The organism is Citrobacter sp. VF227, assembly GCF_052950715.1.
This window is the reverse complement of the sequence record NZ_JBRFVF010000002.1, coordinates 623,209-638,106: the sequence shown is the minus strand read 5'-3', so window position 1 is coordinate 638,106 and position 14,898 is coordinate 623,209. Positions and strand designations below refer to the sequence as shown.

Below are 14,898 nucleotides of genomic sequence, written 5' to 3'. Positions count from 1 at the left end.
CATTTATCTATTCTACGGATTAACGCTGAAACGCGCCTGACAGCGCGCGAATATCATTTCCGGTAGGCGACTGATGAATGCGTAAACCAAACTCTTCGACCACCGCAAATATATGGTCGAAAATATCAGCCTGAATACTCTCATATTCCAGCCAGACCACCGTATTGGTAAAGGCATAAATTTCGATCGGTAAACCGTGATCGTCTGGCGCAAGCTGGCGCACCATTAACGTCATATCTTTGCGAATACGCGGGTGGTGACGCAAATACTCGTTCAGATAGGCGCGGAAAGTACCAATATTGGTCATCCGACGGTGATTCAATACCGATTCAGGCGCATCTAATTGCTGATTCCACGCGTCGATTTCCTGATGGCGCGTGGTCAAATACGGTTTCAGCAGGTGCGCTTTATGCAGCCTCTGACGTTCATCCTCATCAAGAAAATGAATGCTGGTGGCATCAATGCTAATGCTGCGTTTAATTCTCCGACCACCGGAAGCGGACATCCCACTCCAGTTTTTAAAGGAATCTGATACCAGTGACCAGGTAGGAATAGTAGTGATGGTATTATCCCAGTTACGCACTTTTACGGTAGTTAAGCCAATATCAATAACCGCGCCATCTGCACCGTATTTCGGCATTTCCAGCCAATCGCCAAGCTTAAGCATGTCGTTAGCGGAGAGCTGTATTCCGGCCACCAGACCGAGGATCGGGTCCTTAAACACCAGCATTAATACGGCTGCCATCGCACCCAGGCCGCTTATCAGTATTGCCGGCGATTGGCCAATCAGCAGGGAAATCATCAGGATCCCGACAAGAATCGCGGCAATCAGTTTGATACCCTGAAATATACCTTTCAAGGGTAATTGGGATGCGGCAGGGAGCTTTTGCGACAGGTTGAGAATAACGTCCAGCAGGGAAAACAGGGACAGCAGGGCGTACATCATGATCCACAGCTGTGCGCAGGTCACTAATATATCTGCCGCTTCACTGCCTTTTTGTAGCCAGAGTGTAGCCTGTATATTGACGATGATACCTTGCAGCGTAAACGCCAGGCGGTGGAATAATTTGTTCTGTGTGATAATTTGCAACCACAGACGGGAACTGGTACTGGCGCGTTTTTCAAATGCGCGTAATACCACCCAGTGCAAAATAACGTGAACAATAATGGCGGTGAGAAAAATAATGCCAAAAATCATCACCAGCGAGGTGGTGTGATTTATTTCAATGCCGAGTTCTTCTACCTGAGATATCAATTCCTGCATAACGTCTCCTTAATAAACAGCGGTCTATGATGACCGCTGTGCGGAGCTTATGCAAATGCGGGGATTAGACTTCCGTCAGCGTTGTTTCCAGCGGCAGACGGGATTTCGGCAGCGCGGCGTTGAAATCTTCTACGCTGTGATGACCCACCGGGACCACCACTACGCTGGTGAAACCTTTTTCTTTCAGACCAAATTCTGCATCCATCACCGCCGCATCAAAGCCTTCGATCGGCACTGCATCCAGACCCATTGCTGCAACGCCCAGCAGGAAGTTACCGACGTTCAGGTACACCTGTTTTGCCATCCAGTGGTTGTCATCTTTCAGTTCTTTGCGATGCATATCAGCAAAGAAGGTACGACCTTTGTGGTTAGCGGCTTTAGCTTCAGGGGTGGCGAAGCGGCCATCGCTCTCTTCTTGATCCACCACGCGCTCCAACCACGCGTCGTCCATCGCCGTTTTGGCGCAGAACACCACTACGTGAGAAGCATCCAGCATTTTGCGTTCGTTGAACACAAAACCGCCGGCTGCGGATTTGGCTACTCGCGCTTTACCTTCGTCAGTGCTGGCAACGATAAAATGCCATGGCTGAGAGTTGGTGCTGGATGGGCTATATTGCAGCAGCGTTTTTAATTTTTCGGCTTGCTCAGTGGTCAGTTTTTTAGTCGGATCGAATGCCTTAGTGGAGTAACGTTTTAAGGCGACAGAAACAATATCCATAACTACTCCTGGTGGTTTTTTATACCCTGCGGGTACGTTTTGTTTCAGCAGGGTACAGGGTTAGCAGGAAAAAGATAAGACAGGAAAAAGCAAAAACACTTATTGGGGTTAACGATAAATCAGTCTGGACGCAGACGTTTTTGATCCCGCTTCGCCAGGCCGTCTACGACACGGTGCCATGAGTCGTTTACCAGCTCTTCCAGCAATGACTCGGTAATGTCATCGCCGGGGTAGACGGAGATCCAGTGCTTTTTATTCATGTGATAGCCGGGTTCAATGCTGGGGTAAATCTGCTGGTTTAACAGAGATTTTTGCGGATCCGACTTCAGATTGACCAGTGGGCGTCCGCGTAGCTCTGAGACCAGCATAAAAATTTTCCCGCCAACTTTGAAGACGTCGTATTCCGGGCCGAATGGCCAGCAGTGCTCGGTAAAAGGCAGTTCGAGCGCAAGGCGCTTCGCACAGGTATGCAGTGTCTGGCCGTCCATTATTTTTCCTCGCGGGTTAGTGCGCGCCACATCGCTTCAAATCCCATCGATATGTATTCCTTGGCCCGGGCAGAGTCGCGGGCTGCGAACTCCATGGTGGTTTCCGCCAAAGAGAGAAAAAGGCCATCGCCGAAGGCGCGATATTCGTCAGACATAAACTCAGGTCGCACGGAGCGATGGCAAAGATCGCGCAGCTCCGGGAACATATCATCAGCCTGCTGTTCGGTTTCTTTGCTGATCTTTTCGCTGACGGCGAGCTGTCGAATAGTGCGATGCCCACAGGTATGGTTCAGACCCCAGTTAATGTAGCTGTTCCAGATATAGTGAGTCATGGTTTTGGCATCGGTCACTGAACGATCCAGATCGGCCATCATCGACTGACAGAGATCGTGCTTTAAAAAGAGGTAAAGCTCGTTGATCAAATCATCTTTGGTCGCGAAATAGCGAAACAACGTTCCCTCCGCAACACCTGCATTGCGGGCAATTACGGCGGTAGATGCCGCAATGCCTGATTGTGCAAATGCTGTGGTTGCAGCTTGCAGTAATGCTAATTTTTTGTCTTCACTCTTCGGACGAGCCACTACACTTTACCCTTAAGTTGTAAAAAGCATGATTGAATCACGGCCTTTGCAGCACCGCAACGGTGAATGTCAAAGATTGAAAATCATCTTGACGGCGAACTTTCGATTTCTATAATGAGTGCTTACTCACTCATAATCAAGAGTCGGTCACGCAAACCAGCGGAAAGGGGGCGTGTTTAAGGTCAGGATATGAAGCGTCTCACAGTTTGTGTGGTTGTTATTATGCTCATTGGCGCAGCTGCAAGTTTACCGTTTTTACTCAATGCCGGGTTTGGTCAGCCACCGAAAGGGGCACAGCTGAGTCAGGTTGAACAATCACCGCACTATCGTGATGGACAGTTTCATAACCAGGTGCCGACACCAAGCTATACCGGTAACAAAAGTATGCTGGCTGCCTGGTGGGAGTTTTTGGTCGCTAAGCGCGAAAATGCGCGGCCGGCACATCCATTGCCATTGGTGGCGACCGATCTCGCCGGGTTATCTCCAGAGCAGGACACGCTTGTCTGGCTGGGCCATTCTTCATGGTATTTACAGCTGGTGGGTCAACGTATCCTGATTGATCCCGTGTTTAGCAACTATGCCGCACCGCTTTCATTCCTGAACAAAGCCTTTGCCGGTGATTATCCGTGGTCCGCACAGACGATGCCGGAGATCGATCTGCTCATTATCTCGCACGATCACTATGACCACCTGGATCTCGCCACGATCAAGGCGTTAATGCCGAAAATTAAGCGGGTGATTACACCGCTTGGCGTAGGGTCGCATCTGCGTTATTGGGGGATGCGCGGCGAGATAATCGACGAGATGGACTGGAATCAATCCATCAGAGTAACGGATTCGCTGATCGTTCATGCGTTGCCAGCCCGTCATTTTTCGGGGAGAGGCATTAAGCGCAACCAAACGCTATGGGCGAGTTTCATGTTTGAAACGCCGGAGCAGAACGTTTACTACAGTGGCGATTCCGGCTATGGACCACATTTTAAAGCCATCGGTGAGCAGTTTGGCTCGGTTGATTTGGCGATTATGGAGAACGGCCAGTATGACCATGACTGGAAGTTTATTCACATGATGCCGGAAGAGACGGCACAGGCTGCGGCCGATCTGCATGCGAAAGCCGTGTTGCCAGGGCATGCTGGTCGTTTCGTTCTGGCGAAACATTCCTGGGATGATCCCTACAAACGACTGGTGCTTGCCAGCCGCCGTCACGATTACCGACTGCTGACGCCAATGTTGGGTGAACCGGTAATACTGTCCGAACCGGACCAACCGTTTACGGCCTGGTGGCAACAGGCGACTCAATGAATACAGGGGAGAGCATGATGACGATTTCTGCTCAGGTGATTGATACGATTGTTGAATGGATTGATGATAATTTAAATCAGCCATTGCGCATTGATGATATTGCACGCCATGCGGGCTATTCCAAATGGCACCTGCAGCGTCTTTTTATGCAGTATAAAGGTGAAAGCCTCGGGCGTTACATCCGTGAGCGTAAGCTGTTGCTGGCGGCGCGCGATCTGCGTGATACCGATCAGAAAGTGTATGACATTTGTCTAAAGTACGGATTCGATTCGCAGCAGACCTTTACGCGTATTTTCACCCGGACGTTCAGCCAGCCGCCAGGCGCTTATCGCAAAGAAAACCATAGCCGGGCGCATTAACGACGCAGGGTTCTCGCGGGCCTAATCTGCCAGCGAGAACCAGCGCCGCCAGATGAAGCGCAAAATAAAATACTCAATTACCCCCAGCAGTAAAAACCACAGGCAAAACAGCAAAGTATAAAACTGGTTGAGATCCATCAAATGAAAGGTGGCCACGAGCTTTTGCGCCAGCACCAGTCCAAGTGAGGGGGCGGGCAGGAGCAGACAGGATAAAAATGCCAGCAGCAGGATCCCGGCGGCGGTCATCAGTGATTCAAGCGGGTGTTTCATCGTATTGTTAAACTTGAGTTAAAAAGCTATTGTCCGGGATCTCCGTGGGCAACGCAAACCCCACGCTTACAGCCCGGCCCAAATCTCACAATGTTTTTTCACCAGACCACTCAGTGACCCGCCTTCGGCGACGAAATCACGCATATTTTGCGCCTCGTCATGACTATGCTTAACCTGCAGATGCAAGGCTTCAATCGCGCTGGCTGCCCCCACTTTATCCGCAGAGGCGGCGACATTGTCCAATAGCCGTAGCGTGTCATCTGACAGGCGGTGCCCATCGCCGGTATTGACGTCGGTTACGATTCCCGCCATACCAAAGCGGCAGGCTTGAAAACGATTAAATTTATACAGCAGATAATCATGCAGCTGGTGTTTGAACGGCCGTTTGGTGAGTAACCAGTGGGCGGTAGCCTGAATAAGCCCCGCCATATTGACCGCGTGTGCCAGGGTCAGCGGCGTGTCCATGACCCGAACCTCTACTGTGCCAAAGTGTGGGCTGGGACGGATATCCCAGTGTAAATCCTTAATGCTGTCAATCATGCTGGTGTAAGCCAGTCGACGAAATAGCCCCTCGAATTCCTGCCAGCTATTCACCCATGGCATCGGGCCATTATCGGGAAATCCGGAGAAAATATTCAGTCGCGCGCAGGCAAACCGCGTGTCGGACGTTTGCATATAAGGTGAGGCGGCTGAGAGCGCAATAAAATGGGGAACAAATCGAGACAGGCCGTGCAGGAGATAAATGGCATCATCGCCGTTTGCGCAGCCGATATGCACATGCTGGCCAAATACCGTCGCCTGCTGAATGAGATAGCCAAAATTTTCCAGGTTGCGCCGATAGCGTTCGTCATCGCAGACTTCCTGACGTTGCCATTTTTGAAATGGATGCGTCCCCCCGCCACAAATCGCGAGATGGTGCTGTGCAGCAACCCGCGTAATTATCTGCTGCATGGTAGACAATTCAGCATTTGCCTGATCGATATTGCGACAAACCCCGGTCGCCATCTCCAGCATACTTTCCGTGATATCGTGCTTCACTTCTCCGGCGGTAAGCAGCGGCTTTACAGCGTCAATCAGCCGGGAAGAATCCTGGCTCAGGTCGTAGCCCGGGGGGTTGACCACCTGCATTTCCAGTTCAATGCCTAACGTAAAAGGGTCGGATACATGAAAATCGGGAAGTGGCATAGGGTTCTATTCCGCGTTGATCGATATCCTTAGAGTATAGAAGGGCGGCTGATTTTCTGTTCGTTGTCAGATATTCCCTGGCGATGCTTTGAAGGCAAAATGGCCGGTGTTATAACTATTTTTTACTTCGCAACTGGGGGGGAATCGTGCCGGAAATAAATATTTATGGGCAGACCGTCGGCGATGTTGTGCCGGACTGGAATGGCGCTGCCGTACTGCCACGGGAAACGCTTGTCGGTCAATATTGTCGACTGGTTCCTCTGGATGCCGACAGCCATGCCGCCGATCTGTTTGATGCCTACGCGCAGGCACCGGACGATCGCGACTGGACCTGGCTCGCAAGCTCTCGCCCCACAAGCGTTGAGGCCGCAGCGTGCTGGGTACAGGGGAAATCCACTGATACCTCTTTGGTTCCCTATGCCGTCATTGAACAGCGTTCAGGATGTGCCGTCGGACTGGTGTGCTTTATGGCGATCGAACGGGAGCACGGTTCGGTCGAAATTGGTCATGTGACCTGGTCACCGCGCATGAAAAATACGGTACTTGGCACCGAAAGCATCTGGCTGCTGCTGCGCCAGGCGTTTGCGTTGGGTTATCGTCGCGTGGAGTGGAAATGCGACTCTCTGAACACCGCTTCTCGACGGGCGGCGGAACGCCTTGGGTTTATCTTCGAAGGACGTTTTCGCCAGAAGATTGTGCGCAAGGGGCGTAATCGCGACAGCGACTGGTTATCGATGATTGACGGCGAATGGCCCCAGTGTGACGCCGTGTTACAGCGCTGGCTGGCGCCGGAGAACTTTGATGAAAATGGGCGGCAACAAAAAACCCTGGCGGCGTGTAGCGGCGAATAAATTAATGCCCGCAGCTAACAATGGCTGCGGGCGTAATGCTGTTTACCAGCAGATAAATCCACCATCTACAACCAGGTCTACACCGGTACAAAATGAAGCAGCATCGCTGGCCAGAAAGAGTGCCGGGCCTGCCATCTCTTCCACTTTTGCCATGCGTTGAATCGGGGTCTGGCTTTCAAACTCCCGCGTCTGATGAACCATTTCCGGTCGGGTGTTCATCGGCGTGGCGGTATATCCGGGGCTTATGGAATTCACGCGTATGCCTTTTCCAATCCACTCCATCGCCAGGCTTTTTGACAGATGAATTACCCCCGCTTTAGCGCTATTGTAATGGGCTTGCTCAAGGCCTCGGTTAACAATAATCCCTGACATGGATGCGATGTTAATAATCGAGCCACCGCCTGATTCCAGCATCAGTTCTGCTTCGGCTTTACAGGAGTTCCACACGCCAGTGAGGTTAATGTCGATAACGCGTTGCCACTGCTCGCTTTCCATTTCCAGCGCAGGGTTGGCGTTGGCAATGCCTGCGGCATTGACCGCAATATCCAGGCGACCAAAGCGTTCCTTCGCCAGGGCTACCGCGGCGCGAAGGTCGCTAAGCTGGCGGACATCACCCGTATAGAGCGCAGCCTGGGCGCCAATAGCGGTGATAGTATCAACAGTCGCATTTAGCCCGCCGTCTTCACGCAAATCAAAACAGACCACGTGCGCGCCCGCGCTGGCGAGTGCGCAGGCGATAGTCTGACCGATGCCGCTACCTGCGCCAGTAACAAAAGCGACGCGCCCCTCAAGATTAAACAGTTGTTGAGCAAAATCTTTTGCAATCATAATGATGACTCTCTTAACAGATACCCTGATGGGTATTAAGACATAATCAGGCCACCATCGATGTTGATGGTTTGTCCAGTGAGATAACGCGCATCGTCAGAGGCGAGAAAAGCGACCAGTCCGGCGACATCTTCAGGTTTGCCCGCGCGTTTCATTGGGATGCCTTTAACCCATTCAGCCATCAGTTCACCTTTGCCATAGCGTTTTTCATCTGTACTGAGAATCTCGCCCCAGACACGATCGTTGTAATCCCACATTTCGCTTTCGATTATCCCCGGACAAAAGGCGTTAACGGTGATATTCCATGGCGCTAACTCATGCGCCAGACTTTGCGTAATACCAATTACGCCCATCTTGCTGGCGGCGTAGTGTGGGGTATAGATGAAACCCTGACGTCCCTGACCGGAAGAGGTATTAATCAGGCAGCCCTGGTTTTGCTTAACCATATATTTTGCTGCTTCCCGGCAGCAGAGCCATACGCCAGTGGTATTCACGGAGAGGACTTTTTCAAAATCGGCTTTCGGCATGCGGTCGAAATAGTCGATGGTGATGACACCCGCGTTTTGAATTGAGACATCAATGGTGCCGAAGCGCGCTGCGGCCTGCTCGTACAGAGATTGCACCTGCGCCTCATTGGTGACATCCACCTGCAAAGATAAAATATCTGCCTGATAGCGCTGACGAAGCTGTTCCGCTGTTTCGTGGACACGCTCCGCATTCGATACCATCACCAGATTTGCGCCGTCGCGGGCAAAACGTTCGGCGATACCAGCGCCAATCCCCCGACAAGCACCAGTGATGACAATTGTCTTACCATGAAAATCACGTTGCATATTTTTATCCCCTGTATGGGCCGGGCAAAGGATGCCCGGCGGAATGTTGCTGCTTAACTGGATACGGTATTTCCTGAGGGTGCTGCCGCCAGCTTTTCTTCATGGCGACGCATCAGAATGACTTTGTTCTGCAGCTTTTGCTGGAACTGATCGACAACAACGGCGGTGACGATAACCACACCTTTAATGACCATCTGCCAGAAATCACTGACGCCCATCATCACCATGCCATCGGCAAGGAAGACAATTACGAAGGCACCGATAATGGAGCCGGAGACGCGTCCGCGTCCTCCAGCGAGCGCAGTTCCGCCCAGCACAGTTGCGCCAATGGCATCCATCTCAAACATGTTGCCGGTCATCGGATGTGCAGTTTGCAGTTGTGAAGCCACAATTAACCCAACAAAAGCAGCACACAGGCCGGAGAAGGCGTACACAAAGATCTTCGCTTTTACGATAGGGACACCCGCCAGACGTGCGGCGGATTCGTTCCCTCCAATCGCGTAGATGTAGCGGCCTAGAGGGGTTTTGGTGGTTACCCAGTAGCCCAGCAACAGGAAGGCAATCATCAGCCAGATAGGGAGATAAATCCCCAACAAAGTACCTGAACCCAGCGTGGCAAAACCGGTATTGCCCAGCGCGTCCATGCCGTTCAGATTTGGGTAGGTGCTGCCGTCGTTAAACAGAAGCGCAGATCCTCTGGCAACGTACATCATGCCGAGCGTACAGATAAACGGTGCAACGCCGAAACGGGTGATGACGGCACCGTTGACAAAACCAACGACAACGCCGAAGAGGGCAACACAGATTATGACCTCTGGTACGTTGAAGAAGATGATGTTGCCACCCCAGATGGGCAGACCGTTGGTAAGCAAGGCGCCTGCAACCATGCCGCAAATACCCGCTACCGCCCCGACGGACAGATCGATACCGCCAGTCAGTATCACCAGCGTCATACCAATTGCCAGTAATCCCGTGATGGCGACGTGTTGAGTCATGATTAACAGATTTGAGGTGGTCAGGAAATTAGGTACCATCACACTAAAGAATGCGATAACCAGCAGCAGTGCAATAAACGTTCTGGCCTTCAGCAGGTACATATAAATCATATATTTCTGGTTCATGATGGATTCCAGCCTGATTAATCTTGAGGTGTCGAAGCCGCGATTAAGGTCTCGCGGGTGACCGCATGACGGGGGACATCAGCGGTGATTCGGCCATCAGCCATCACCAGAATACGGTCCGCCAGCGCCATCACTTCGTCCAGCTCTGATGAAGAGAACATCACCGCCAGCCCTTGCTGCGCCATTTTGCCAATAAGGTGATACACGTCGGTTTTCGCGCCCACATCAATGCCTCGGGTGGGCTCGTCAAGGAAAACCACCTGCGGTTGCGTCATTAATGCCTTACCCAGCACCACTTTTTGCTGATTACCGCCGCTTAATGAGGTGATAGGCAGTTCGGGATCGCTCACTTTGATAGCCAGTTGCTGGATCATTGCCTTCACACTGGTCTGCTCTTTGTGCGGATTCAGCCATTTCCAGGCTCGGCGAAAGCCTTGCAGGCTGAAGTCAGACAGCGTCATATTGGACTGAATCGACATCATCTGAACAACACCTTCGCCCTGTCTGTCTTCAGGCACCAGTGCCAACCCCTTTTTAAGGCGTGACTGAAAATGGGCTTTATCAATGCATTCGCCGTTAAGCTGCACACTCCCACTCTGGCAGGGCATAAGTCCCACCAGGCCTTTGAACAGTTCCGTCCGTCCTGCGCCCAGCAGACCATAGATTCCGATGACTTCGCCTTTACTGAGGCTAAACGTCACGTCATTAAGCTTATAGCCGCCGCTCGGATGAAGGGCTGTGAGACCCTGTACGGATAGAACCGTTTCACCTTTTGGTGCGGGTTGATAATCAAAATGTTTTTTCTTGTCTCCCACCATTTGTTCAATGATCCACGGAATACTGGCATCATTGACTGGGCGTTCACTGATAAAATGGCCGTCGCGGAAAATCGTGATGTAATCACCAATTTCCATCAACTCTTCCAGACGGTGGGATATATAGATGATGGTGACGCCGCGCCGTTTGAGTTGCTCAATGACGTTAAACAACACTTTCACCTCAGACTGGCTGAGGGCGGAGGTCGGTTCATCCATGATTAAAACACGGGTATCTTTGGAGAGCGCACGAGCAATTTCGACCAGTTGCTGATGACCGATCCCTAGTTCTTCCAGAGGTGTATACGGATCAACATCCAGCTCGAGTCTTTCCAGTAATGATTTTGCCAGTGCGTATTGGTATTTTTCGTTGATTTTCCCTTTCTGAAAGAACTCGTTAGCCATGAAAATATTATCCATGACATTCATGTTTGGGAATAAATTCAACTCCTGAAAAATAATGCTGATACCCAGTTTTTCGGCCTGATGAGTAGAATTTAATGTGACAGGTATGCCATCCATAATAATTTGCCCGGAAGAGGGGCTTTCGACACCAGCAAGCATTTTCATCATGGTGGACTTACCCGCACCATTTTCTCCGATCAGCACGTTTACTTTATTTCGATATACCCGATAGTTGACGCTATCTAATGCCACCACCCCAGGGTAAACACGCGATAAATCTTGTGTTTCGATAATAACTTCAGATTCGACGGAATGAGGAGTGACGATATCTTGCTGCTGCATGTTATTGTCCTCCTACGGATTCAATTTTCGCTGGTGTAATAACCGGGATGGATTCTGGAATCTCCCACTCAGAAAAAACACCATAAACGTGCACTGATTCTCCGGTTTTAAGTTGCGCAGATTGGACCATCTTTATTGCTTGTTCGTTAATTCCTCGACCATATTCACCAAATAATACCTGGTCATTGAAATCACTATAACTTGCGCCTTTAAAGGCATCGCGTAATTGTGTGCCGCGCAGCGTCGGACCAATCTGCACAATAATGTTGTTGCCGCTTTTATCGACGATGGTCATTTTTCCACTACGAGAGGCGGTATCAAGATTGCTAATTTTTCCCTCCACTTGTACGTAAAAGATGCAGGGATTCTCTTCCTGAGAGCGATAGCCGAGATTTTTACAGGCGCTGTCAAAATCTTTTTCAGCATGCAAGGCCATTAATAAATCGGCCACCGGACGAGCCTGCCCGACAATTTGCGGGACAATCTTGTTTTGCCACGTTTGGGCTATATTACCCATGTGTGGATTCGGTGGCGACTTGAGGTCCGCAAGTTCCTGCTGCGAGACGATGCGACATCCTCCCACGGTCAGCACGACCAGCGCAAGCCAGGCTTTCTTAGACATAATGTTCTCCTCTGCGCCTCCTGAGAGGCGCAACAACCCGGGATCAGGACTTGATATTGAAATCCTGCACTTTATCTGCGTTTTCTTTAGTGATAAGAATTCCGCGGAACATGACGCGTTGTTTTTCTGGTTTTATGCCTTTTTGCAGGTAGTTATCCAGATCGGTAACTCCTTGCGCTGCGATAGCCTGTGCCTGGAGCATGACGGTCGCCTGTAGAGTGCCAGCTTTCACTGCATCACGTTCGTCGTTGCTACCGTCGATACCGACCACGACCACGTCACTGCGGTTCGCCGCTTTTAATGCAGCAATAGCCCCCAGTGCTACTGGACCGTTACCGCAGATAATACCTTTCACGTCCGGGTGGGCCTGTAGGATGCTGTCCATAATACGTTTACCGTCGATAAGCGTGCCTTTGGCATCCTGTCTGGCGACACTAACCATATCCGGGAACTGATCAATAACCTGATGAAAGGATTTGGAGCGCGTAACACAATTATTATCGGCAAGGTTACATGTCAGTTCAGCATATTTACCTTTTTCACCCATTTTCTCGACGAAAATATTTGCAACTTCTGAACCAGCCTGGAAGTTATTATGGGTAATTTGCACCAGTGCAACATCATCAACGGGAATTTCACGGTTGATCAATATGACGGGAATTCCAGCTTTTTTCGCTTTTTCAATTGCCGCAACGCTGGCCGTTGAATCTGCATTATCCAGAACAATACCCTGGACTTTTTTGCCGATTGCCGTATCAATCAATTCATTCTGTTTTTTTACATCTTCACTGTGCGACAAAATTGTGGTTTTGTAGCCTAGTTCCTGGGCTTTTTCACTGGCACCTTTTGCTTCTGAGGCGTAATACGGATTATCCAGTGAATTCACCATAATCATGATTGTCCCTTTTTCCGCTGCATGAGCAGTAAAAGACAAAGCAGTCAGGGTTGCAGCAGTTAACAGCGTTAAACGTAATTTCATGACAATGTTCTCTCTGTGTTGTTATTGTCGGGTACGGTGAAACAACGTAAAGCCTGAGTTTTTTATGATCCGGTGCCCTCCTGTATATGTGGTAAATAACGTCGCGTGTTTTCCCTGGCGAGGCATCAGGCGGACGGGGCCGGTTTCCATAATGTTCTGTTTACCGCATGGCGCCATTCCTGCCATCTTTTTTGCAACCGATGATGGCGATCCATGTCGGGTTTAAATGTGCTATGTACGGTTAAAAAAGCTTTTAAATCAGTCAGTGAGCCAGGATAAAGCGCTTTACGCGCCAGTAATGCCGCGCCAATGGCGGACAGTTCTGGCACATCGCTACGCATAACCGGATAACCAAGCAGATCTGCCTGATATTGCATTAGCCAGTCGTTTTTGGTGGGGCCACCGTCAACCATTAATGCCGTTAACTTGAAATCATCGTGCTGCTGCATGGCAACTACAACATCGGCGATTTGATAGGTAATCGACTCAAGTGCGGCACGGATCAGATGGGCACGTTTAACTCCCCGACTGAGTCCGCAGATAACTCCACGGGCACTGTCATCCCACCACGGCGCCCCAAGCCCGGTCAGTGCTGGCACAAAATAAACGCCGAGGGTTGAATCAACAGAGGCGGGAAGGGTGTTGAGTTCGTTTGCCAGTTCGGCATCCGAAAGTTCGCTCAAACCCGTACTGTCTGCCATCCATGCCACCGCATCACCCGTGTGCGGGATATTGCCCTCCAGACCGTATATGATGCTATTGCCATCGTGCCAGGCGATGGTGGTAGCCAGAGCGTCAATATCGCATTGGGCTGATTTGACCGGCGCCATCACTGATGACCCGGTACCATAAGTTGCTTTAACGCATCCCATTTCGCCAAGAGCATGACCAAACAGAGCGGCATGTGAGTCACCCACCATCGACATCACAGGAATGCCGTCTGGAATGCCATCCAGTCCACGAGTATGACCAAATAATCCACTGGAGGGTTTTATTTCCGGTAAGGCGACACGCGGAATGTGGAAGAGTGCCAGCATGGCTTCATCCCACTCTCCAGAGTGCAGGTTTAGCAACTGTGTGCGGGCGGCGTTGGAATAGTCACAGCAGAAGGTTTCACCAGCGGTTAAATTCCATAGCAACCAACTGTCGATCGTTCCCAGGCAAATTTGTCCCTGCGCAGCCAGCTGTGGGCCATCGGTCACGGATTCCAGTAGCCAGCGCATTTTTGATGCGGAGAAAAGTGGTGCGATTGGCAGACCAGTGGTTGATTTTATTAGTTGTTCTTTATTTTCATGCCGCAGTTCCTCGCAGTAAGCCGCACTGCGCGTACATTGCCAGGTGATTGCGGAATTTAGCGGTCTGCCAGTCTGGCGATACCAGCCTATGGCGGTTTCACGCTGATTACTAATAGCCAGTGCTGCGACGTTTTCAGCACCAACATGATTCATAGCTTTGGCTATGACGCTAATAGACGCATCAATCAACGCCTCCCCAGATTGTTCAACCCAGCCATCCCGGGGGGTCTGAATCGCCAGTGGCTGAGAAAACTTTGCGACCACATTGCCCTGTGCATCAAGCGCGATTGCTTTGGCGTTAGTTGTGCCTTCATCCAGCGCAATGATGAACTCTTTCTTCGCTGCACACATAGATTATCTCCTGAGTCACATTGCGTCCCGGTTTAGAGGATAAAACCCTCTCATTGTCGCGTCATTACTGCATCAGGCCTGGCTGTGACATCGCTTTTTTAATTATTGAATATATATTCGGTGTTGATTATTTATTTAATACCTTAGCTACAATCTTTCCGTTGGGCTACAGAAAAAATCATCAATTGTGCTGAGAATCACACTTACACAGACGGGACAATAACAGAAAAAAGAATAAATTAAGGCGAGGTGAAACCTTTCAGTCTATTGAAATATATAGATTTTAGTC

General features: G+C 50.5%; 16 protein-coding genes. 3 read left to right on the top strand and 13 right to left on the bottom strand.

The window, feature by feature from the left end; genetic code table 11:
* Positions 1–19 precede the first annotated feature (19 nt).
* The 4 genes from ACU8YC_RS10585 to ACU8YC_RS10570 all read right to left on the bottom strand — a co-directional run bounded on the left by ACU8YC_RS10585 (position 20) and on the right by ACU8YC_RS10570 (position 3,051).
* Positions 20–1,264, bottom strand: coding sequence for a mechanosensitive ion channel family protein (locus tag ACU8YC_RS10585; protein WP_187259404.1), 1,245 nt, complete (start codon positions 1,262–1,264; stop codon positions 20–22).
* 64 nt (positions 1,265–1,328) lie between these two features.
* Positions 1,329–1,982 carry an oxygen-insensitive NAD(P)H nitroreductase gene (nfsB, locus tag ACU8YC_RS10580; protein ID WP_151224899.1) on the bottom strand — a complete coding sequence of 218 codons (654 nt, stop codon included), beginning with the start codon at positions 1,980–1,982 and terminating at the stop codon, positions 1,329–1,331.
* Positions 1,983–2,101: 119 nt separating this feature from the next.
* Entirely contained in the window at positions 2,102–2,470 is a 369-nt protein-coding gene (locus ACU8YC_RS10575) for an MmcQ/YjbR family DNA-binding protein (protein WP_151218706.1), read from the bottom strand.
* Positions 2,470–3,051, bottom strand: a complete 582-nt coding sequence (locus tag ACU8YC_RS10570; RefSeq protein WP_278238638.1) for a TetR/AcrR family transcriptional regulator — start codon at positions 3,049–3,051, stop codon at positions 2,470–2,472. Before ACU8YC_RS10570 ends, ACU8YC_RS10575 begins: the two co-directional genes overlap by 1 nt.
* Before the next feature lie 189 nt (positions 3,052–3,240).
* Between ACU8YC_RS10570 and ACU8YC_RS10565 the strand changes: the two genes are divergently transcribed.
* Positions 3,241–4,353 (top strand): MBL fold metallo-hydrolase, encoded by a 1,113-nt coding sequence (locus ACU8YC_RS10565; RefSeq protein WP_446895315.1) that lies wholly within the window; start codon positions 3,241–3,243, stop codon positions 4,351–4,353.
* Between the two features lie 17 nt (positions 4,354–4,370).
* Positions 4,371–4,712 carry a RamA family antibiotic efflux transcriptional regulator gene (locus tag ACU8YC_RS10560; protein WP_151218777.1) on the top strand — a complete coding sequence of 114 codons (342 nt, stop codon included), beginning with the start codon at positions 4,371–4,373 and terminating at the stop codon, positions 4,710–4,712.
* A 21-nt stretch (positions 4,713–4,733) separates the two neighbouring features.
* On the opposite strand, the gene ACU8YC_RS10555 is transcribed toward ACU8YC_RS10560, so the two are convergent.
* Positions 4,734–4,982 carry a DUF1158 domain-containing protein gene (locus tag ACU8YC_RS10555; RefSeq protein ID WP_151218708.1) on the bottom strand — a complete coding sequence of 83 codons (249 nt, stop codon included), beginning with the start codon at positions 4,980–4,982 and terminating at the stop codon, positions 4,734–4,736.
* Positions 4,983–5,048: 66 nt separating this feature from the next.
* Positions 5,049–6,167 (bottom strand): YbdK family carboxylate-amine ligase, encoded by a 1,119-nt coding sequence (locus ACU8YC_RS10550; RefSeq protein ID WP_446895314.1) that lies wholly within the window; start codon positions 6,165–6,167, stop codon positions 5,049–5,051.
* 146 nt (positions 6,168–6,313) lie between these two features.
* Here ACU8YC_RS10550 and ACU8YC_RS10545 point away from each other — a divergent pair, with 146 nt between their 5' ends.
* A complete protein-coding gene (locus tag ACU8YC_RS10545) occupies positions 6,314–7,018 on the top strand; it encodes a GNAT family N-acetyltransferase (RefSeq protein ID WP_446895313.1) in 705 nt (234 codons plus the stop codon).
* A 42-nt stretch (positions 7,019–7,060) separates the two neighbouring features.
* On the opposite strand, the gene ACU8YC_RS10540 is transcribed toward ACU8YC_RS10545, so the two are convergent.
* The 7 genes from ACU8YC_RS10540 to ACU8YC_RS10510 form a co-directional block, all read right to left on the bottom strand.
* Positions 7,061–7,846 (bottom strand): SDR family oxidoreductase, encoded by a 786-nt coding sequence (locus tag ACU8YC_RS10540; protein WP_075145023.1) that lies wholly within the window; start codon positions 7,844–7,846, stop codon positions 7,061–7,063.
* A 35-nt stretch (positions 7,847–7,881) separates the two neighbouring features.
* A complete protein-coding gene (locus ACU8YC_RS10535) occupies positions 7,882–8,679 on the bottom strand; it encodes an SDR family oxidoreductase (protein ID WP_446895312.1) in 798 nt (265 codons plus the stop codon).
* 53 nt (positions 8,680–8,732) lie between these two features.
* On the bottom strand, positions 8,733–9,800 hold the full coding sequence (locus ACU8YC_RS10530; protein WP_151218712.1) for an ABC transporter permease: 1,068 nt from the start codon (positions 9,798–9,800) through the stop codon (positions 8,733–8,735).
* A 17-nt stretch (positions 9,801–9,817) separates the two neighbouring features.
* Positions 9,818–11,362: a sugar ABC transporter ATP-binding protein gene (locus tag ACU8YC_RS10525; protein ID WP_286543056.1), complete on the bottom strand. Its 1,545-nt coding sequence runs from the start codon at positions 11,360–11,362 to the stop codon at positions 9,818–9,820.
* Between the two features lies 1 nt (position 11,363).
* Positions 11,364–11,984 carry a DUF2291 family protein gene (locus ACU8YC_RS10520; RefSeq protein ID WP_151218714.1) on the bottom strand — a complete coding sequence of 207 codons (621 nt, stop codon included), beginning with the start codon at positions 11,982–11,984 and terminating at the stop codon, positions 11,364–11,366.
* A 43-nt stretch (positions 11,985–12,027) separates the two neighbouring features.
* Positions 12,028–12,963 carry a D-ribose ABC transporter substrate-binding protein gene (locus ACU8YC_RS10515; protein WP_043015525.1) on the bottom strand — a complete coding sequence of 312 codons (936 nt, stop codon included), beginning with the start codon at positions 12,961–12,963 and terminating at the stop codon, positions 12,028–12,030.
* 125 nt (positions 12,964–13,088) lie between these two features.
* Positions 13,089–14,609: an FGGY family carbohydrate kinase gene (locus ACU8YC_RS10510; protein WP_151218715.1), complete on the bottom strand. Its 1,521-nt coding sequence runs from the start codon at positions 14,607–14,609 to the stop codon at positions 13,089–13,091.
* Between the last annotated feature and the right edge of the window lie 289 nt (positions 14,610–14,898).